Raw genomic sequence first — 21,758 nt, 5'->3', positions numbered from 1 at the left:
ATAATTATATGTTTTCTGTCTAAAATAAATTGACTCGCTTAATAAAACATTAATTAGAAAATAAATTTCGCTACACGAATTATCGGCAAAAATGCGATTTTAAAAGCACTCTAGCCTAATAGATATCTTATTCGGTAAACTTGAGTATTATTTCTGAAAAACAATAATAATTTACGAAATAACCTAAGATAAGAATATTTTTATTACTCTCTTAACTTTATTGTCGTTTACAGTTATTTAGCTTTTCGTAACAAACTGTTATCAAATATTTATTCTGATTGAATATTGGAAGACTGCTCTAAATATTCCTTCATCATTTGAGGATAGAGAATCAAAAAGTATACCCACCAGACAGCAATTGGTATTGAAATTCCTACACTAATCCAAACTGTGTGAAACAACAGCCAACTGCCGCCAATAATGCTAACACCAGTTAAAATTATGCTCCAAGGCTGACACCACCAGGGTTTATAATTCCAAACGCTAATAACTTTGTTATTTGTATCGATCGCCATAATATTATCTACCAATTTTTTGTCTGATTCTGCCTGCTATCATATGTAACTCTGGTAACTTTAACTGCATGGCAATTAAGATAAAAACTCCCAAAGCAACTAAAGTAGAAATACCTAACTCTAAAAATAGTAATAACAAATTGTCGTTACCGATCGCTCGTTCGAGAACCTGACTTACACCCCAACTAGACAAACCAGCGATCGCACTAGCAATTACTAAGAAAAACAAATTTTTACCCCAGTCTAGTAGAGGCAAACCACCCAAACGGCGATGTAAAATCCACAAAAAAATTGCCATTGAAGTAACGTTAACGCTAATAGTAGCGAGAACCAAACCAGGTGCGGCAAAGGCTTTTACTAAAAAATAATCGAATACTGCATTTAAAAATATATTAATAATGCTAATTTTAAACGGTGTTTCTCCATCGCCCAAAGCATAAAACACCCTGACAAGCACATCCCTTCCCAAATAGAAAAACATTCCCAAACCGTATACTGCCAAGAGAGGTGCAACAAAATTAGTATCACTAGCATTAAATTCTGCTCGCTGATAAATTAATTTGACTATTGGTAAAGCCAAAGAGATAAAAATCGCTGTAAAAGGCAACATCGTCAGCGCACTAATAAATAAACCCTGACGAATTCTCAACTTTAATTCCTGCCAGTTTTCGGGTGCTGCCAAACGAGAAAAAACAGGTAAAAAAGGCACTAAAATTACATTAGAAATAATGCCTAAAGGCGTTAGAGCGATAAAATTGGCAAAGCGCATTGCCGCAGCAGCACCAGCTATACCAGAAGCAAAAAATAAATCGGTGTAAACATTAATCTGCAACATTCCCGAAGACATTGTCGCAGGTGCCATCACCTTTAGTACGTCCATAACTCCAGGGATACGCCAGTTAAACCGCAAGCGCAACGTTCCCATACCCGATTTCCAGGTAGCGATGAGTTGCGCCAACCACTGTAAAATAGCTCCTGCTAGGGTGGCACTAGCAAGTACAATTGCTCCTAACTGTAAATATTGAGGTGTGTCCAGTTGTTCCCCGACACGCCAGAGTAAAAAAGCAATACTAATAGTAACAGTAATGCTAGATAACAGCGGACTAATGCTAGGCAGTAAATAACTGTCGGCAGCATTGAGCGCACCAAAGCCGATACCAATTAACCCTGCTAGCATAGCAACTGGTGCCATAATTTGTAGCTGTAGGATAGCAAGAGATCTAACGTCTGGTGCCAAATCTGGTCCGAGAAGATCGATAAAGGTTCCTGCAAAGGCGATGGTAGCCAGTGTTACCAAAAAAAGACCTAGGGTAACTAAAGTTGTAACAGTTTCTACTATTGGTGCGGCTTCGGCTTTACTTCTTTTAGCTAAAGCACTAACCAAAGCACTATGAAAAGGTCCGTTAATACCGCCAAGTAAAATCAATAAAAAACCAGGAATAACATAAGCATAGGCATAGGCGTTGATGACATCGCCTACACCAAAAGCTGCGGCGACAATCTGTTCTCTTACCAAGCCAAAAACTTTACTAACGAGAGTGGCAACGGCGACAATACCTGCAATACCAGCTAGAGAAGGAGATTTTTTGTTAACAGTCACGATGTTTGGTTAGAAAATGGCAGTTTCTATGATAAACAATGAACAGCGAACAATGAGCAATGAGCAATGAGTAATGCTTGCTGCTTGCTACTTTATCTAATGGTAGAATCTCAATCTTGGTTCGACTTCTATAATTAACTGTGTCGTTGAATTTTTTTTTAACCCATGACGATTGAGCTACATTATTGGCCTACTCCCAACGGTCATAAAATAACTATTTTTCTAGAAGAAGCCAACCTGGATTATCAAATCGTTCCCGTAAACATCGCTACGGGGGATCAGTTCAAACCAGAATTTTTGCAAATATCACCCAACAACCGAATGCCAGCGATTGTCGATACCCAACCTGCTGACGGTGGCGAATCAATTGCAGTCTTTGAGTCAGGGGCAATTTTACTCTATCTTGCCGAGAAAACGGGGCAATTTTTACCGACAGATTTGCGCGATCGCAAAACGGTGACTGAATGGTTGTTTTGGCAGGTAGGCGGTTTGGGACCAATGGCAGGACAGAATCATCACTTCAACCAGTATGCACCAGAATCAATTCCTTATGCGATCGAGCGTTATGTCAATGAAACCAATAGACTCTATGGCGTACTAAATAGTCGCTTATCCGAACGTGAATATCTAGCAGAAGAATATTCTATTGCAGATATGGCTTGTTATCCCTGGATCGTACCTCACGAAAAACAACAGCAAAATCTTAATGAGTTTCCTCATCTCAAACGCTGGTTTGACAGCATTGCCGAACGAGATGCGGTAGTTCGTGCGTACAAGCGCGGCAAAGAGGTTTCTAGTAACCCCACCGTGACTGAAGAAAGTAAAAAGATTCTCTTCGGTCAAAAAGCAAAATCCAATTAAATTTACTCTCTGGTTTGTAGGGCGTTGCATAGTTGCGAGACGATCGGGGGAGATAGAGCAGGAGAGACGGGGAGATTCCACTCTAATAAAACCGCCCCCAAGTCCCCAAGTCCCCAAGTCAATCTAAACCATTCCATGATTATGTAACGCCTGACAGTTTTTTAGTCCATCGGTTCGAATTGAGATTTAGTAGCACCGCATTTTGGGCAAAACCAATCATTGGGAATATCGGAAAGCATTCCCTAGCGTCGTAAGGCGACGCGGGGTCTTTCCTCATCTTCAAAAGCCGCACCTGGTTCGATACCAGAATCTGGATCGCCTTTTTCTGGAGCGTAGATATAACTGCAAACAAGGCGTTTATATTTTTTCACGCCAATACTCTCCCTGTGATGTTATACAGTCATCCTACTATTAGTTTTGCACATTTAGAAGATTCTATTTTATTTTGTTTGGTAATTAAAAACTAAAAATTATTATCTTTGACAATTGATTTAATTAAAAACGCTTGGACAAAGATGTTTGCTATTTTTTTTACTGGCTTTAGTTTACAAATACTATGGCTTTGTAAAAATTTAAATTTTATTGCTATAAAGTAAACAATATTATTTCGTTTTTTTACACTAACGTATTAACTGCAGCCTGTATGTCTAGATAAACAAAGTACGACAATAGTTTTGCAAACTGTGTTTGTTTAAAATGCTGCGCCAGTATAAGTTTTTTTGATTTAATATTTTATTGCTTGTTTATAAATGTATATTTTGTTCAAAAACAACTTTACTTTCAATTAATATAACATTTACAAAATAGAATACAAAAAAATGCTAAACATTCATTTTTCAAGTCTATTTTTCATTAAAGATTTATCTAAAATATAGATAGTTAGCCAGATAATTACTTTGTACATAAAAAAATATTCTACAAAAATAATTATTGTGTCTAATCTAAAAACTGGTTTACAAAACTCATTAGAAAATTCTATTTATACCAATTTTTTGGCTTTTGGTTCTGAGAACTTTGACTTAGATAAATATAGTCCTAATTCAGTTATTAATAACTCAGAGCAAGATAATATTGCTAACGCTAGTACAGAAAATGAAGCAATTGCTGTTGGAGAAACTACAGCGACTGCTACTGTAGAAGCCGAAGCGATCGCAATTGCCGATGCTGATACCGTAGGAATTGAAAATACTAAAAGAATTAGATTTAAAAAGGGTAATAATGCCGTTGTCGGTACGGCGGTAAAGAATGACTTTGCTACTTCTACAGTCGATGCTGTAGCGATCGCTACAGGTGGAACTACAGCAATTTCTACAGTTGATGCGATAGCAACTGCTACTGCAAATGGCGTGGCGGTAGGAATTGATAACTCTGGCAGAATTGAAACTAGAAATGGACACGATCTTATTACTGGTACAGCTGAAAAAAATAGTGAAGCTATTTCTGCTGCTAGCGTGAATACTTTGTCTAGTGCAGATTTAGAGGTGTTTTCTTCAGCTATGGTTGAAACTAATTCTACCGCTGATGGTGTGGCGGTAGGAATTGGCAACTCTGGCAGAATTGACACTGGAAAAGATAATGATGCGATTGTTGGTACGGCTTTACAAAACAGCGTTGCTCTTTCAGCAGTTGACGCTGGTGAAATTAATACAACTACTATTGCCGATGGTCTGGCGATCGGGATTGACAACTCTGGCAAAATTCATACTGGAGATGGTGATGATGTCATTACTGGTACGGCAGAGACAAATAGTCTGGCTGTTTCTGATGCTTATGCCGAAGTAGTTGCTGTTGGCGATACATTGGCTGAGGCTATTGCGGACATAGAAGTAACTGCTACTGCTAATGGTGTAGCTGTAGGAATTGGTAACTCTGGCAGAATTAGTACTGGAAAAGGCAATGATGTTGTTGTCGGTACGGCTACTACTAATTCTGAAGCCGTAGCTATAGGTAATGCCGTTACTAGCGCAACTGCCAACGATGAAGCTATAGCTACTGCCGAAGTTGAAGCTGTTAGCGTTGCAGGTAGTATTGCAATTGGAATCGACAACTCTGGCAGAATTATCACCGATGCTGGTAACGATCTTGTTATGGGAATAGCAAATGTCAGTTCGGCTGCTGTTGCAAATGCGAATGCTGATGCTGAAGCTTTTGCTGATAACCCTTTCAGCGATACTGTAACTAATAGTTTGGCTGATAATCTTAATAGCGTTGCGATCGGAATTAACAACTCTGGCAGAATTGATACTGGCAATGGCAACGACAAAATTTTAGGTTACGGTACCACTAGCGGAATTGCTAATGGTGTAATTTGTGCTGGAAATGGTGACGACTATATTCATGCAGCTATAACCGAAAGCGATCCTCTAACAGGAGAAATTACTTTTTTACCAGACCAAACAGGTGCTGTAGAAAACGCCAAAATCTATGGCGGCAGAGGCAATGATGTTTTTGAAATTGGAGGTTTTAACGGCAAAGTCTGTCTAGATGGCGGTAGAGATCGCGATACTTTAAAACTATCTGGTAGTTTTGACGAGTATACAATTATTTCAAGCTCTCCTCGTAACAATACAGTAACTTTTGGTAATTTAGATTCAACTATGACCGTAAGAAACTTTGAGGAGTTCTATTTTGAAAATGAAGTATATTCTTTTTCAGAATTAGTTTAGTTACTGTGCTTTGCTGACTTAAATAGAGAGTCTACAAACCTACACTAGTTTTTAGTACGAAGCAATTCTCGATCGCAGTGTATTTCATTCAATTGAGAATTGCTTTATTCTTTCGATTAAAATATCTCCAATACCCGTAAACTGGTTGAGGAGTAAGAAAAATTAGTGACTGCCAAAAAATTTATCTCTATTTGCTATTTGTGTTCGATCGCTTTACTAACTGCCTGCGGTAGTTCCCCTACAGTCTCTAACAGCCAGCAGGATAATAAGCTTTTAAAGCTGTTATATTGGCAAGCACCCACTATTCTCAATCCCCATTTATCCACAGGATTTAAAGACGCTGAAGCTAGCCGCATCACTTTAGAACCCCTTGCTAGTTTTAATAATGACGGCGAACTAATTCCCTTTCTCGCTGCCGAAGTACCGACGGTAGAAAATGGTGGTGTAGCTGCCGATGGCAAATCCGTAACTTGGAAACTCAAACAGAATGTAAAGTGGACTGACGGCACCCCATTTACTGCCAAAGATGTAGTTTTTACCTATCAATTTATTGCCAATCCTCAGGTAGGTTCGGTTTCGGCTGGTACTTATGATGTAATTAAAAGTGTCGAAGCGATCGATGACCATACAGTAAGAGTTAATTTTAAAAATGTCAATCCTGCGTGGCATTTGGTTTTTGTCGGGGTTGAAGGGATGATTTTACCCCAACATATCTATCAACAATACAATGGAGCCAACGCTAGAGAAGCACCAGCTAATTTAAAACCCATCGGTACGGGAGCCTATCGGGTAGTAGATTTTAGACCAGGAGACACGGTTATCTACGAACCCAATCCCGAATTTCGCCAGCTAGAACAATTGGGTTTTGAACGAGTAGAACTCAAAGGTGGTGGTGATGCTACCTCGGCAGCACGAGCGGTACTACAGACAGGAGATGCTGACTATGCCTACAATCTCCAGGTAGAAGCACCAGTGTTGCAACAGTTAGAAACTGCGGGACAGGGTAAGGTGGTAACTAACTATGGTGCGTTAATGGAAAGGATTATTATCAATCATAGCGATCCTAATAAAGTCGCACCTTCGGGAGAGCGTTCCAGCGTCAAATTTCCCCATCCTTTCTTTAGCGATCCCCAAGTTAGAGAGGCTTTGGCTTTAGCGATCGATCGCGATACAATTGCCGAACAGCTATACGGCATTACAGGCAAAGCTACCCCCAATTTTTTAGTTGCTCCCGAACAGTATGTTTCTAATAATACTAGTTACGAATACAATCTAAATCGCGCCAATCAATTGCTAGATGAAGCAGGGTGGAAAGATACTAATGGTAACGGTATTCGCGATAAAAACGGTGCGGAAATGCAGATTCTGTTTCAAACTTCAGTCAATCCCCTGCGTCAGAAAACCCAAACCGTAGTCAAGCAAGGATTGCAGTCTATTGGAGTCGGAGTAGAACTAAAAAGCATCGATCCCAGCGTTTATTTTTCCAGCGATCCTAGCAATAACGAGACTGTCGAACATTTCTATGCAGACTTGCAAATGTATACTACAGGTAACACCAGTCCCGATCCTGCCGCCTATATGAAATTTTATACCTGCGACCAAATTCCCCAAAAAGCTAATAACTGGTCTGGTGATAACAATTCGCGCTATTGTAACCCCGAATACGATCGCCTGTGGCAGCAGTCTAGTAGCGAATTAGATTCTGCTAAGAGAGAGGAGATTTTTATCGAGCTAAACGATATGTTAGTCAAAGGTCATCATGTTATACCTCTGGTGCATCGTGCCGATGTCGTAGCTTTCGCTAACGATATTTCTGGTTACGAACTAACACCTTGGGATTTGCGAACTTGGGATATTATGAATTGGCGCAGAGAATAGACGCGCCATCAAAGAGCAACTTCATTAAGATAATGAAGCGGTCATAAACCGACGCTCGCGGTCAGCAGCATAAGCAATACAAGCTTTTAAATCTTTTCGTGTCAGATCGGGAAAATCGTCGAGAATTTCTGCTTCACTCATCTCGGAGGCTAAGTATTCCAGCACTTCATAAACCGTAATTCGCAAGCCACGTACACAAGGCTTACCACCGCGCTTATTTGGTTCGATCGTAATATAGTCTCTGTAGTTCATAACTAAAATTATTTTTATTACAAGTGAAAAAAGCGTTAAAAAGCGATCTCTACCAAAGCTCAAGGAAACACCGAGATTATAATAAGTTCAAAAATCAACTCATATCAAGGTAGTACATGTAGCCTTTTAGATCGGGGATTGATACATAGTAGCCACTCCAGACAATGTCAATATTTAGCAACGTACTGATACTGTTGGCGAATTCAAATTTGTGCTATTGTAAGTAGAATAAAAATCAAAATAGAGTTCAGTCAGCCTAGTTCTGTTTGCAGAAGCGGGGGAACCATTTTTTTGGGGCGTATTTCTATTTAGAAAGGGACATCTCTCAGTCCTAGCCCGTCAGCTAACCTCGTCGGCATTGGGAGGAGATTGAAGAGACTATATCTATTGAGTCTCGTCATCTTCCTTTATTACTAACTGCTCTCTTCATTGTTCGTCAGTTATTAAGGAGATTCATTAGATGTTTAGAATCGGCAATATAGTACAGCACAAGCAAACGAGAAAAGTAGGTCGGGTAGTCGGTTATGGATTCCGCCTTACAGCTTCTACCTATTTTTTAATCCTTAAGGTTAAACCTCTCAAGCAGATTTCTTTTAGAAACATAGAAGATGCTTTTGGAAAGTGGCATTTTGTACGCTATCTACTACTGATAGTAGTTCAATCTCCCCAGAGAAAACTTGCAGCTTAAATCAATGGTTTTCTTGTTTAGAGCAATCCGAAGGCTAGGCGCTAGCCCAATCGCTCTTAGTAATAAGCATAAATTTAAGTTCAGATAGAAAGGAGATTGAAGTAAATGTTGCAGCTTAATATTGGCGACCGAGTACGTCATAAAACTACGGGTATTAAAGGGAAAGTTATCGGCTATGGATATCGCCAAATTAGCGATGGTTATTATTTAACCACTGTGAAAGTTGAATTGCCCTCCCACGAATCGCTCGAACCAATAGCAGAAGATTTATTTTGTCGCTGGGAAATTTGGCACGAGGATAAAATACTTGTTTACTCCTTGCCCGATTCAACAAGTTCATCAAAGTTAGCAATTAAATCATTACATATTTAAAGCGTTGCCAGTTAATATTACCGATTATTGAGTGGTTAGACAAACCCTACACCCTTTATGACAGTTAGTAATTACAGCTAACTGCCTTTTTTTAGGCAAATATTCATTAAAATTTTATCCTTACTTTATCAACTATGGAAATTACAGTGAATAATTTACCAGCCATCGTCGCAGCAGCTACCTTCGCTGCGGTTATCGGCGCGATTCTTACGGAGAGACTGCATCTGACTATTGCTGCTTTTTTGGGGGCGTTGGTGTTAGTGTTTGCCCACATCATGACTCTCAACCAAGCAATTGGTTACATCGGTCAAAGTTACGCCACTCTCGCGCTGTTTTTTGGCGTGATGGTCATGGTGCGAGCTTTTGAACCAACAAATATCTTCGCCTACTTAGGTACGCAAATGGTGATGTTAGCTAAAGGCGAAGGTAAACGACTCGTCTTAGGTGTTATTGCTATTACCACTCCCATTTGTGCGGTATTGCCCAATGCTACTACAGTGATGTTACTCGCTCCCCTAATTCCTCCCATCGCTCAAGAAGTAGGTATTGATTTTGTTCCCCTACTGATTTTGATGGTGTTTGTGGCAAATAGTGCTGGGCTATTAACTTTAGTTGGCGACCCAGCTACTTTTATTGTTGGCGATGCGGTGAACTTGAGCTTTAATGACTACCTAGTACGTTTGAGTTTGGGAGGTGCAGTTGCCGTCGGGGCAATATTAGTTTTGGCACCTTTTCTCTTCCGCAATATCTGGAACAAAAAACTGGCAGATACCAAAAATTTACCCCAGCCAAAGATTAACCACCCCAGAGTTTTACTGTTGGGTGGCTTGCTAATGGCGGCAGTGCTAACTTTCTTTGTGATTGGCGAATCTCTACCCACTCCCATTCCTCCTGCTGCGGTAGCTTTGTTGGGAGCAGCGATCGCTTTATTACTAGCAGACCGCAGTAAAATTGATACGGTCAATCATATTTTGCAGGATGTGGACTGGAGTACTCTGGTCTTTTTTATGTCTACCTTTGTTTTGATTGGCGGGCTTGAAAAAACGGGAGTCTTAAACAGTATTTCGGGTCTATTAGCGGTTATTCTCGGTAAAAATATCGCCTTGGGCTCTTTATGCTTATTAGTAGTAGTCGGTTTGTTGTCTAGCGTCGTGCCGAATATTCCCCTAGTGGTAGCGATGGTGCCTCTACTCAAACAGTATTTGGTCAATGTGGGTTTTGTCGGTGTAGAAATACTCGCTCCTGGATTTAACGGTCAATTGCCACCTGAAGTTTTGCCTTTGTTTTACGCCATGATGTTTGGGGCGACTTTAGGGGGTAACGGGACTTTGATGGGGGCATCTTCCAATATCGTGGCAGCAGGTGTAGCCGAATTACACGGCGGTCGAATTTCTTTTAGTCGCTTTCTTAGATACGGTATTCCTGTCATGGGCGTACAGCTTGCGGTGGCAGCTTTGTATATTGCTATTGCTTTCTTTTAATTATTGGAGGCATATAGCGAACGAATAGAAGGTTTAGAAGCCACAGCTATTACTCAACCGTTGGAATCAGCAGGACAAACAACAAGGCAAATTAATTAAACTTAAAAAGTTTCCTTCAGAAAAAAAAGTAAAACTATTTCGGGTTACTATTTCTACCAATAGAACGGAATATATTGCCACTAATGAGCTAACTTGTGATTCACTTGAGGAAGCTCGGAACAACTGTTCTTATCGTTGGAAAATTGAAGTGTTCCATCGCGAACTCAAACAATTAACTGGGATACAATCTTGTCACGACGAGCGCGTTCCCTTGCGTCTTACGCCGAACAGGGCTTACGCCCAAGCGTCTGCAAAGCAGACTTTGACGCGATAGCGTCTGTGGGTCGCTCGTCAATGCCGTCAAGCTCGACTTCAAAGAAATCATATTGCTGGTGCATTTTTAGTCTGGAATTATCTCAAAAATTTAGCTTATTTGACTAAGTGTACGGTTTATCAACTGAAACAAAACAGTTTATCAAAGTATCTAACTCAAGAACTCAAACATCCCTCTTTACTTATGAAGTTAGTTTAATTGCGCTTGAGTCCATATTTAGTGTTTTTGCGTAAGTCCTGTAAAGCTAAATTGCCAAAGATTTGCATATTACCATCGGTACGGTTAGGATTCACGTTCATGCTATCTTACAGAAATTGGAGGTACGCGATCGCACTTCGGCAGCAATTTTAGCCAGAGAAAAGAAATTAATTAGCGATCTTCAATAGTAATTTATCTATCAATATAGTAAAGAGTAAATGATATTTCGCTACTTGAAAGTTTTAAGATTATTTTGGTCAACTGCAATCGCGGCAGAATTAGAGTATCGGCTTAATTTTTTAATTGCTACTATTACCAGCATTGCCAATTTAGCAGGCAGTTTATTTGGCTTATTTTTGTTTTATCGCACTGGCTACACCTTTGAAGGCTGGAGTTGGCAAGAAGCTACTATTGTTTTAGGTGTTTTTACCCTGTTGCAGGGTTTTTCTGCAACTTTTCTGGTTCCCAACCTCAATCGCATCGTGCAACAGGTAGAACAAGGAACTTTAGATTTTGTCTTACTCAAACCCATTAGCAGCCAGTTTTGGCTATCTACTAGAGTTGTTTCACCCTGGGGTTTACCAGATTTGTTTTTCGGGGTTGTTTTAATTGTCTATGCAGGTTCGCAGTTGGGTTTTAGTGTATCTAATTATTTTGCCAGTATTATTCCTCTTGGTTTGGGATTTATTATTTTATATAGTCTCTGGTTTATTCTCGGTGCGACGAGTATTTGGTTTGTTAAAATTTACAACGTTACCGAAGTTTTGAGAGGCTTGCTAGAAGCAGGCAGATATCCGATGGTGGCTTATCCTGCCGTCTATCGTTTCTTTTTTACTTTTGTCGTTCCCGTTGCTTTTTTAACCACCGTACCCGCACAGGTGATGTTAAATCGCACAGAGTTTACTTTAGTTTTAGGTGCGGGTTTTCTAGCTGTGGCTCTATTTATTTTTTCTATTTTATTTTGGCGATTTGCGTTGCGTTTTTATACTAGTGCCTCTAGTTAATTTTTAAAAAAAGTCATTGTTAAGCTATAAAAACTGTTTCCAACTTTACAGAAGCAGTTTAAGTTATGATTTGATTATAAAAATCAAATAATTAAACCAATTAAATAAAGCTGGTTAGAGAAGGCAGAACTATCATGGCAAATTCTCTGTTTAATCTCGGCGCGATCGACGGCAGCAACGGCTTTGTAATTAAAGGCACCGAAGATTACAGTGTGAGTACTGCTAGCAATGCAGGAGATATTAATGATGACGGTATTGATGACTTTATCGTTAGCGCGTTTTTTGACGATACAGCCAGCAAAAGCTATGTAGTCTTCGGCGATCGCAAAATTGGTAATAACGGTAGTTTTGAACCGAGTGCGCTTGATGGTAGCAATGGTTTTGTAATTAATAGCATAGAAGAAGGCGATCGCTTTGGAGCTTCTGTTAGCAATGCGGGAGACGTTAATGGCGATGGAATTGACGATCTGATTATTGGCGCGCCAAGTGCAGAAGGTGGAAAAAGCTATGTAATCTTTGGTGGCAGCAATGTAGGCACAAACGGCAGTTTTGAATTAAGCTCCCTCGACGGTAGCAATGGCTTTGTAGTCGAAGGTATTAATAGTGGAGATTACTCTGGTAGCTCCGTTAGCGGTGCGGGAGATGTTAACAGCGATGGCTTTGGCGATTTGATTATTGGCGCGCCTGGAGCGGCAGGTATACCCTCCGACGCTCCTTATAATTATGAAAAAAATGGCGAGAGTTATGTAGTATTTGGTGGCAGCCAAATTAGCAATGATGGCAAGATCGAACTTAGTTCCCTCGATGGCAACAACGGTTTTATAATCAAAGGCATCGATGGCAGTAACCAGTTTAGTTATGAGGGCGATCGCTTTGGAGCCTCTGTTAGTAGTGCCAGAGATCTTAACGGCGATGGTTTCGACGACATAGTTATCGGCGCACCAGGTTCTTTTGATGCCTACAACAGATCGGGTGGTTACGGCGAAACTTATGTGATTTTTGGTGACAGTGAAGTTGGTAGTAGTGGCAGTGTCGATTTAGGCTCACTTGAAAGCGGCAACGGTTTTTTGATAGACGATACTTCCGATCTTTTCTTGGGAGTTTCTGTTAGTGATGCGGGAGATGTCAACGGCGATGGTTTCGACGACATAGTTATCGGTGCGGCTTATAATATACTTCAAAGAGGAGCATACCTGAGTGCCAAAGGATTGGGATATGTAATCTTCGGCGACAACGAAGCAGGGGAAAACGGCAAGATAAATCCTAACGCGCTCAATGGTAGTGACGGTTTTATCTTAGAAAGCAGCGAAGAGGGGGATCTTTTAGGTCAATCGGTAAGCAACGCAGGAGATGTCAACGGCGATGGCTTTGACGATTTGATTATTGGCGCACCTCGTGCTGGCGGCTATTACTATACCAACGAATATGGATATACATATAATTATCCTCGTCCTGGTGCTGGCGCGAGCTTTATAATTTTTGGCAATAGTCAGATTGGTAATGGCGGCACAATCTCAGTAGACGACCTTGACGGCAACAACGGTGTAGCTTTAGAAGGTATTAACAATGCCGATTTCTCAGGTTTTTCAGTAAAGGAGGCGGGAGATATTAATAACGATGGCATCGACGACCTAATTATCGATGCACCTTTTGCCGATCCTAATGGAGTCGATCTGGCAGGAGAAACTTATGTTGTCTTTGGTAACGACGCTCCCCAACTCGATCTTAATGGAGAAGAAGCAGGGATTGACTTTACTATTACCTTTACAAATAATCCAGTTCTTTTAATAGATTCTACCAACCTTCTTATAACTGACTCTAATTCCAATACTCTCTCTCAAGCTACAGTCGTTCTCACTAATCCTCTCAATAGCAAGAATGAATTTCTTGCTGCCGACACTTCTGACACCGACATTACTGCCGAATACGATGCCGTTACTGATACCCTTTCACTTACTGGTGAAGACAGCATCGCTAACTATCTTCAAGTCTTAGACACCCTTACCTATAACAACACTGCTAAAGCACTAGATACTAGTAATCGCACTGTTGAAATTACTCTCGATGATGGTGCGGCTTTTAATAATACTAGTGCTGTCGCTACCACGACTATTACCTTCGATACTACTCTTAATAACTCCAACGATGCGATCGACGGTCGAGATGGAAAAGATACCTTACTCGGACGTTCGGGAAATGATGTCTTGCGGGGTAATGGTGGCGATGACTTGCTTGATGGTGGTAGGGGTAAAGATATGCTCGACGGAGGAATAGGCGATGATAGTTTGATTGGGGGTACTGATGCCGATGAATTTGTGCTGAGAAAAGGCGAAGGAACCGATACAATTTTTGATTTTCAAGTTGGCAAAGATTCCTTAGTACTAGGCGATGGTTTGAAGTTTAAACAACTTCAAATTGGTACGAGTAATGGCGATACTGTAATTAGCATTATTGATACCGATGAACCGCTAGCTTCTTTGATGGGAATACGTGCTGCTGATATTACAAGCGATAGCTCTAGTACTACAAAATTATTTTAGTAGCATTTAAGGCAAAAATACCACTAAATCTTGAAAGTTTTGATTTAAATTGTCTGCTTTTTTGAGTTTTGTATGAACTCAAATTATATGTATAGTCAATGTAGTAATTATTTAGCTTGTGTATTGGCGATCGCGCTCAGTAAAATATTACAACTATAGCATCAGCATTCAATCTCGTAAATCTTAGGAATAGCAACAATTATTAAATTTAACTACAACTCAAGCACAAGCTAGATAGTTAGAGCTATGATTTGCCTGTAAAAATCCGTCAAATAGAACTGGTTAATTTAGGCAAATTTGCTAAAGCTAAATTATTATGGCAAATCTCTTTAGTTTAGATGACATTAATGGTAGCAATGGTTTTGTAATTAACGGTACTCAGACGAGCGATCGGCTGGGATATTCTGTCAGTAATGGGGGAGATGTAAATGGGGACGGTTTAGCAGACATCATTATCGGTGCGCCTGAGAAAATATACGAAGATTATCCTTTTAATTACTACTTCGGTAAAGGAAAAAGCTATGTAATATTTGGTGGCAGCAAAATTGATGAAGATAACGGCTTAGATTTAAATTCACTCGACGGTAGTAACGGGTTCGTCATCGATGGTGTTGAAGTAGGCGATGGTTTTGGTTTCTCTGTCAGCAATGCAGGAGATATCAATAGCGATGGCTTTGATGACATCATTATTGGTGCACCCAATTTGAATACTCCCGATTCCGAAGCAAACAAAAGCTATGTAGTGTTTGGGGGAACAGAGGTTGGTAGCGATGGCAGTATCGAACTAAGTTCTCTCGATGGTAGCAAGGGCTTGGTAATTGATGGTGTGGCAATAGGGGACGACTTGAGATTTTCCGTCAGCAGTGCTGGCGATGTCAATAATGATGGAATTAACGACATTATCATTGGCGCACCCGATGCTAACGCTGGGGAGTTCGAGCTAGCTGGAAAGAGCTATGTAATATTTGGCGATCGCGAAGCTCTCGGCAATGGTAACGTTATTGAGTTAGATTCACTTGATGGTAGTGACGGCTTTGCGATCGACGGCACCACTGAATATGATTACTCTGGTCGTTCTGTCAGTAGTGCAGGTGATGTTAACGGCGACGGTATCGACGATCTGATTATCGGCGCGACTGGCACTACTCCTGGAAACAATGTCACGGGGAACAGCTATGTGATATTTGGTAGCAATGGTCTTGGTAATAGTGGCACTATCGATCTAAATGCACTTAATGGAACTGACGGTTTTGTAATTGATGGTATTCCCGACTTCCAGAAGTCAGGTTTCAGGGTCAGCAGTGCGGGAGACTTTAACGGTGACGATATTGACGATCTAATCATCGGCGCACCAGGTGCTGAATTTAGTGGAGATGGAAAGAGCTATGTGATTTTTGGCGATGAAGGACTTGGTAGTGATGGAGTTATCGACGTATATTCTCGAAATAACGTCAACAGCTTGGTTATTTCACCTGAGTCTAATGACTACAAATTTGGAAGTTCTGTCAGCAACGCAGGCGATGTTAATGGTGATGGCTTTGATGATATTGTTATCGGTGTTCCCAATTCTAGTAACTATTTGATAGGAGGGATAGGAGAAAGTTATGTAGTGTTTGGGGGAGAAGAAGTCGATGACATCAATTTTTTAAGTATAGGAAGTAATTTCAATAATATTGCGGTCGATAATATTGCGGTGCTTGAAGGAATAAATGGAGGCGATCGCACTGGTAATTCTGTAAGTAGTGCAGGAGATATTAACCAAGATGGTATTGATGATTTGATTATTGGTGCGCCTAATGCCGACCCCAATGAAAATGATGGTGCGGGAGAAAGCTATGTAGTATTTGGCAACGCTGCTCCAGAACTCGACCTCAACGGGGATGCAGCGGGTATCGATTTTACTACTACTTTTACTGGTACTCCTGTCTTTGTTGTCGATGTTGACAACCTTACAACAGGCAATTCTACTAGCTCCGACACTTTTTCTCAAGCAACAATAGTTCTCAGTAATGCTTTTGATGGCAATAAAGAGTCACTTGCTGTCGATACCTCTGGAACCAACATCACTGCCAAGTATGAAGTTGAGGGATCTCGGAGGATTACACTAACACTTACTGGCGAAGACAGTATTGACAATTATCAACAAGTTTTAAAAACCATTACTTACAACAATACTGCTGAAGCTCCGACAAGAGGCGATCGCCTTATCGATTTTTCTGTTGATGAAGGAGCGGTATTTAATAGCACCAGCAAGATCGCCACGACTAGAATCGCCATAGATACGATTTTTAGCGAAAACCAAAACGTTTTTAACCTTGAAAACGTCAATGGTAGCAACGGCTTTGTAATTAGCGGCATCGCTGAAGGCGATCGCTTCGGTTACTCAGTCAGCAATGCGGGTGATGTCAATAACGACGGTATCGCCGATCTAATTATCGGCGCACCCAATGCTAATCCCGCAGGAGAAAGCTATGTCGTCTTTGGTGGTAAAGGTATCGGTAGCGACGGTAGTATCGACCTTAGTTCTTTTGACGGTAGTAAAGGTTTTGTTATAAATGGAAACGATAGCGATCGCGCTGGTTTTTCTGTCAGTAATGCAGGTGATGTCAATGGCGATGGTATCGATGACCTGATTATCGGCGCACCTGGTACGGAAAATTACTCTAACGATACTGGTGGAGGAAAAAGTTATGTGTTGTTTGGAAGAGTAAAACTCGGCAGTGATGGAAATGTCGAGCTAAACTCTCTTGATGGCAGTAATGGCTTTGTAATTAAAGGTATTGAAGCAGGCGATCGCGCTGGTTACTCTGTCAGTAATGCAGGGGATGTTAACGGTGATGGTTTCGACGATTTAATTATTGGCGCACCTAATGCAGCTGGTACAGAGACTGATTATAGAAACAATGGCGAAAGCTATGTAGTGTTTGGCGGCAGTGAAGTCGGCATTGATGGCAGTTTGGAACTAAGTTCCCTTAACGGCACCAATGGCTTCACACTAAAAGGCATTAACGATGAAAAAGATTTATTTAGTAGAAACGATCGCTTTGGCTATGCTGTCAATGGTGGAGGAGATATTAATGGCGATAGCTTTGACGACATAATTATTAGCGCACCAGATTCGGTCGATGATTATAGCTATGGTGGTTACGGAGAAACTTATGTAATCTTTGGTGACAAGGGAGTCGGTAGTAATGGCAGTATCGATCTAAATTCCCTCGACGGCAGTAATGGCTTTGTTGTTGATGACAACTCTTACGAACGCTATTTTGGTGCTTCTGTAAGTGTTGACGGAGATATTAACGGTGACGGCTTTGATGAAATAATTATAAATGTAGCTTACGCTGAGATAGGTAGAGGAGGCTATTTAGTTGCGTCTGGAACGGGTAATGTAGTATTTGGTAGCAATGATATTGGAGCTAGCGGCAGTATCGATCTCAATGCACTAGATGGCAGCAATGGCTTTACTCTAGAAAGTGATGAAGAAGGTGATAATTTAGGTAGATCGGTAAGCAGTGCGGGAGATGTCAACGGCGATGGCTTTGAAGACTTGATTATCGGTGCCCCCGATGCAGGTCGATACTATTACTCTCCATACAGCGGCTACACACTTCAAGGTTCTTATGCAGGTCCAGGTGCGAGCTTTATAGTTTTTGGCGATAGCGAAGTTGGCAGCGATGGCAAGCTTGCAGTAGACGCTCTTGACGGCAAGAAAAGTATAATTTTAGCGGGTAGTGACATCGGTGATGAGACTGGTTTTTCAGTGAGCGGTGCGGGAGACATCAACGACGATGGCATTGATGACATAATTATTAGCGCACCTGCTGCTGGTAATTTAATTTCGGGTAATAGTCGCACTTTCAGCGATCGCCGAGGAGAAAGCTATATTATCTTCGGCAATGCCGCACCTCAACTAGACCTTAACGGCATAGATACAGGCATCGACTCGCTCGCTACCTTTACTGACAGTCCCGTTTCTGTCTTAGATGGCAACAATCTCACCTTGACCGATTCTAATTCCAATGCCCTCTCTGAAGCAACGGTAGTTATTACCAATCCCTTCAATAAAGGTAACGAGTTACTGTCTGCCGATACTACTGGAACCAAGATCTCTGCCGATTATAATCTTGCTACTGGTACTCTTTCACTCACTGGTGAAGACAACATTGATAACTATCGCCAAGTCCTAGAAACCGTTACTTACAACAATACTGCTGAGACTTTAGATACGAGAAATCGCACGCTCGAATTTACTCTCGATGATGGTGCGGCTTTTAATAATACTAGTGCTGTGGCTACAACTACAATTGACTTCAGCACCGCTGTTTCTGGTTCGGGTGGACAAAAGACATTTACTGTCAATACTGGCGATGGTCGAGTAATCATCAGTGACTTTGGCGGCGTGGGTACTGGGATTAATCCTCCCGCCAGGGTTATTGATGAGGTCGATACTCTTAAATTCGTTGGTTCGCAGTTAACTGCCGATAATCTAATTCTCACTCAAAACCAGAAAGATTTAGAACTTACTTTTAAAGGAGTAGGAGACACCACAGTTATTCTGTCAGACTTTAACTTAGAACAGCTAGATAATTTACCTTCTGGTATCGGTAATATTTTGTTTGACGGACAACAAAAGATTAAAGATAGCTTCGATGTATTTAATGCCGAGCAAATTCGCTCTCGCGTATTTAATTTTAATACGGCGACATTTTTAAACGACTTGGATAATACCATTCAAGGGTTTAATAACTCCAACGATGTGATTAACGGTCAAAAAGGTAATGACGTGTTACTGGGACGTTCGGGAAATGACGTGTTGCGGGGTAATGGTGGCGATGACCTGTTGCTTGATGGTGGTGCTGGTAAAGATCTGCTCGATGGAGGAATAGGTAACGATGGTTTGTTTGGTGGTACTGGTGCCGATGAATTTGTGCTGAGAAAAGGTAAAGGAACCGATACAATTTTTGATTTTCAAGTTGGCAAAGACTCTATAGTGCTAGCCGATGGTTTGAAGTTTGAGGAATTGGCAATTACAAGCGATCGAGGTCAGACAGAAATTAGTTTGAAAGACACTGATAAAATTCTAGCGACTTTGATAGGAGTAAATGCTGATAATCTTACTATGACTGACTTTTCCTAACTGAGGTTTTGAGTATGAGCGGGTAGGCGTAATAATTTATAAAACCGTCAATCGAGTTTTTACTCTATTGCCTGTTGCCTGCCCAAATTATTTTATATTTAATTACACTCATCTACTCATGCTTTTTCTATGACCTCGATCGCCTAAGATTTAGCTTAAGCTTTTAGATGCTCGACGGCTTATGAACAAACCTGACAACATTTCTTCCTGGCTCGATCGCGATCCTGTTGCGGCTTGGGTATTTCTCGCACCCGCACTAGTTTTGCTGGCAATTTTTCTATTTTTTCCGATTGCTTATTTACTCTATTTGAGTTTTACCACTGGCAGTTTTACAGTTGACGGCGTTCGATGGGTAGGCTTGTATAACTATCTAAGGCTGTTTACCGATGAAGATTTTTGGCAGGTAATTGGTAACACGGCTTACTTTACTGTAGCGACGGTTATTCCTACTATTGTTATTCCTTTGGGATTAGCTGCTTTATTAAATAAATCTCTGGCTTTACGAGGAATCTTACGCACTGCTTACTTTATTCCTTCCATTACCTCTGTGGTGGCTGTGGGTTTAGCTTTTCGTTGGCTATTTCAAACTCAGGGACCTGTAAATAGTTTGCTAATTTGGTTGGGACTAGAGCCAATTCCCTGGTTGAGTAGTACCGTTTGGGCGATGCCCGTACTAATTTTATTAAGCAGTTGGAAACAGTTAGGTTTTAATTTGGTCGTATTTTTAGCTGGCTTACAAACTATTCCTCAATCTCGTTACGAAGCTGCCGAACTAGATGGTGCCAATGGCTGGCAGAAGTTTTGGTATGTAACCCTACCAGGACTGAAACCAACTTTAATTTTTGCGATTTTAACTACGGCTATTTTTACTCTCCGTAGTTTCGAGCAGGTTTATATCATTACTGGTGGTGGACCGTTAAACTCGACTAACGTTTTGGTTTACTATATTTACGAACAAGCTTTTGCTCGTTTTGAATTTGGCTATGCTGCTGCCGCTGCTACAGTTTTGCTCGCGATCGCGGCTATCTTGGTTTATTTCTATCTGCGAGTTTGGAATGAAACTACTGAATAGTTTATTTAGAAGTTATTAACTAACTCGATATCTTATGGCTTTTGATTCTAATCTTCCTAAATGGGCGATCGCGGGGTTAGCTTTTCCGCTAATCTTTCTTAATGGATGGCTGCTGTATCAGTTAGGTTCGCTCTTACAACCCGTTACTAACATTGTAATTACCGCCACCCTAATCGCGGCTCTGCTCGATTATCCGATAAAATTTTTGGAGCAGCAGAAAATCGCCAGAGGCTGGGCGATCGCTTTTGTATTGCTAATTACTCTTTTGTTGGCATCTATCGCCATTATCTTTCTAGCTCCTTTAGTGTGGCAACAACTACTCGATTTTGCAGAGCGATCCCCGCGTTGGATCGAACAAGCCAAAACCCAAATACTTCAGCTAAGCGATCGTTTAAACTTTGAAAATTCACTCCTTAATGTTGACCAGCTAATAGTACAAGCCACCAATCAACTTTCAAACGCTCTCAATTCTGCTACTAGCAAAATTGTTAACATTATCCTTGGCACTATTGATAGTGCCGTAAATTTTTTGGCTACATTTATACTTAGCATCCTTCTCGTATTTAGTGGAGAACGGCTCTGGAACGGAATTTTAAGCTGGTTTTCGGACAACTGGCGAACTCGAATTCAAAACTCCTTACGATCGAGTTTTCAGAGATATTTTTTAGGACAGGCAACACTGGCACTCATTCTGGCGACAGCACAGTCTATTGCTTTTGTGGTTTTAAACGTACCTCTGGGACTATTGTTTGGCATCTTTATCGGGCTGGCTAGCTTGATTCCTTTTGGAGGCACGATCGCAATTTTGGGAATAAGCATTCTGCTAGCTTTTCAAAATGTTTGGCTGGGTTTAAAAGTGCTAATTGTGGCAATTATTGTAGTACAAATCAACGATAATTTAGTTGCACCACGCCTAATTGGAGGCATCACTGGTTTAAATCCAGCAATCATAATTGTTGTTTTGTTAATTGGGGCAAAATTTGCAGGCTTTCTGGGATTGATACTAGCAGTACCCACCTCTAGTTTCATCAAAAAAATTGTTGATATCGTACGAGAGCCAGTAGCATACAACGAGCAAAACAATGTTGTTTGGGAAAATAAAACAGTTAATTAATACTTTT

General features: G+C 40.8%; 15 protein-coding genes, 3 pseudogenes and 1 riboswitch. Of the genes and pseudogenes, 13 read left to right on the top strand and 5 right to left on the bottom strand.

Features of this window, described 5'->3' with window-relative positions; genetic code table 11:
• Window positions 1–269: 269 nt before the first annotated feature.
• Together KV40_RS19310 and murJ are read right to left on the bottom strand one after the other, a co-directional pair.
• Window positions 270–515 carry a DUF6737 family protein gene (locus tag KV40_RS19310; RefSeq protein ID WP_036484880.1) on the bottom strand — a complete coding sequence of 82 codons (246 nt, stop codon included), beginning with the start codon at window positions 513–515 and terminating at the stop codon, window positions 270–272.
• 4 nt (window positions 516–519) lie between these two features.
• Window positions 520–2,115 carry a murein biosynthesis integral membrane protein MurJ gene (gene murJ / locus KV40_RS19305; protein ID WP_036484879.1) on the bottom strand — a complete coding sequence of 532 codons (1,596 nt, stop codon included), beginning with the start codon at window positions 2,113–2,115 and terminating at the stop codon, window positions 520–522.
• Between the two features lie 165 nt (window positions 2,116–2,280).
• Here murJ and KV40_RS19300 point away from each other — a divergent pair, with 165 nt between their 5' ends.
• Window positions 2,281–2,976 carry a glutathione S-transferase N-terminal domain-containing protein gene (locus tag KV40_RS19300; RefSeq protein WP_036484878.1) on the top strand — a complete coding sequence of 232 codons (696 nt, stop codon included), beginning with the start codon at window positions 2,281–2,283 and terminating at the stop codon, window positions 2,974–2,976.
• Window positions 2,977–2,978: 2 nt separating this feature from the next.
• Here KV40_RS19300 and KV40_RS37005 read toward each other — a convergent pair whose 3' ends face one another.
• Window positions 2,979–3,113 (bottom strand): hypothetical protein, encoded by a 135-nt coding sequence (locus KV40_RS37005; protein WP_256381148.1) that lies wholly within the window; start codon window positions 3,111–3,113, stop codon window positions 2,979–2,981.
• A 24-nt stretch (window positions 3,114–3,137) separates the two neighbouring features.
• A pseudogene (locus KV40_RS36275) lies at window positions 3,138–3,347 on the bottom strand (rubredoxin).
• Window positions 3,348–3,908: 561 nt separating this feature from the next.
• Here KV40_RS36275 and KV40_RS19290 point away from each other — a divergent pair.
• Both KV40_RS19290 and KV40_RS19285 read left to right on the top strand, forming a co-directional pair.
• Complete coding sequence (locus tag KV40_RS19290) at window positions 3,909–5,642, top strand: hypothetical protein (RefSeq protein WP_036484876.1); 1,734 nt, start codon at window positions 3,909–3,911, stop codon at window positions 5,640–5,642.
• Between the two features lie 165 nt (window positions 5,643–5,807).
• Complete coding sequence (locus tag KV40_RS19285) at window positions 5,808–7,520, top strand: peptide ABC transporter substrate-binding protein (protein WP_036484871.1); 1,713 nt, start codon at window positions 5,808–5,810, stop codon at window positions 7,518–7,520.
• 24 nt (window positions 7,521–7,544) lie between these two features.
• Here KV40_RS19285 and KV40_RS19280 read toward each other — a convergent pair whose 3' ends face one another.
• The gene (locus tag KV40_RS19280) at window positions 7,545–7,772 is read right to left on the bottom strand and encodes a DUF433 domain-containing protein (RefSeq protein WP_036484868.1); all 228 of its coding nucleotides are present in this window, start codon (window positions 7,770–7,772) and stop codon (window positions 7,545–7,547) included.
• A 243-nt stretch (window positions 7,773–8,015) separates the two neighbouring features.
• Window positions 8,016–8,145, top strand: a riboswitch (cyclic di-AMP (ydaO/yuaA leader).
• Window positions 8,146–8,232: 87 nt separating this feature from the next.
• Between KV40_RS19280 and KV40_RS19275 the strand changes: the two genes are divergently transcribed.
• The 10 genes and pseudogenes from KV40_RS19275 to KV40_RS19240 all read left to right on the top strand — a co-directional run bounded on the left by KV40_RS19275 (window position 8,233) and on the right by KV40_RS19240 (window position 21,751).
• Window positions 8,233–8,460, top strand: a complete 228-nt coding sequence (locus tag KV40_RS19275) for a hypothetical protein (protein ID WP_036484866.1) — start codon at window positions 8,233–8,235, stop codon at window positions 8,458–8,460.
• Between the two features lie 105 nt (window positions 8,461–8,565).
• Window positions 8,566–8,832: a hypothetical protein gene (locus KV40_RS19270; RefSeq protein ID WP_036484865.1), complete on the top strand. Its 267-nt coding sequence runs from the start codon at window positions 8,566–8,568 to the stop codon at window positions 8,830–8,832.
• A 146-nt stretch (window positions 8,833–8,978) separates the two neighbouring features.
• Entirely contained in the window at window positions 8,979–10,313 is a 1,335-nt protein-coding gene (locus KV40_RS19265) for an SLC13 family permease (protein WP_036485087.1), read from the top strand.
• Window positions 10,314–10,374: 61 nt separating this feature from the next.
• Window positions 10,375–10,884: pseudogene (locus KV40_RS36765) on the top strand (hypothetical protein); the annotation flags it as partial.
• Window positions 10,885–10,934: 50 nt separating this feature from the next.
• Window positions 10,935–11,072 (top strand): annotated as a pseudogene (locus KV40_RS33530) (LuxR C-terminal-related transcriptional regulator); the annotation flags it as partial.
• 33 nt (window positions 11,073–11,105) lie between these two features.
• On the top strand, window positions 11,106–11,888 hold the full coding sequence (locus tag KV40_RS19260; protein WP_036485084.1) for an ABC transporter permease: 783 nt from the start codon (window positions 11,106–11,108) through the stop codon (window positions 11,886–11,888).
• A gap of 134 nt (window positions 11,889–12,022) precedes the next feature.
• Complete coding sequence (locus KV40_RS19255; protein ID WP_036484862.1) at window positions 12,023–14,428, top strand: FG-GAP repeat protein; 2,406 nt, start codon at window positions 12,023–12,025, stop codon at window positions 14,426–14,428.
• A 316-nt stretch (window positions 14,429–14,744) separates the two neighbouring features.
• Window positions 14,745–19,565, top strand: a complete 4,821-nt coding sequence (locus KV40_RS19250; protein ID WP_052055771.1) for an FG-GAP repeat protein — start codon at window positions 14,745–14,747, stop codon at window positions 19,563–19,565.
• Window positions 19,566–19,746: 181 nt separating this feature from the next.
• A complete protein-coding gene (locus KV40_RS19245) occupies window positions 19,747–20,637 on the top strand; it encodes a carbohydrate ABC transporter permease (protein WP_036484860.1) in 891 nt (296 codons plus the stop codon).
• Window positions 20,638–20,671: 34 nt separating this feature from the next.
• Entirely contained in the window at window positions 20,672–21,751 is a 1,080-nt protein-coding gene (locus KV40_RS19240; RefSeq protein ID WP_036484858.1) for an AI-2E family transporter, read from the top strand.
• Window positions 21,752–21,758 lie beyond the last annotated feature (7 nt).

The sequence above is a fragment of the Myxosarcina sp. GI1 genome (genome assembly GCF_000756305.1).
GTDB lineage: Bacteria > Cyanobacteriota > Cyanobacteriia > Cyanobacteriales > Xenococcaceae > Myxosarcina.
This window is presented reverse-complemented; position numbering and strand designations above follow the sequence as displayed.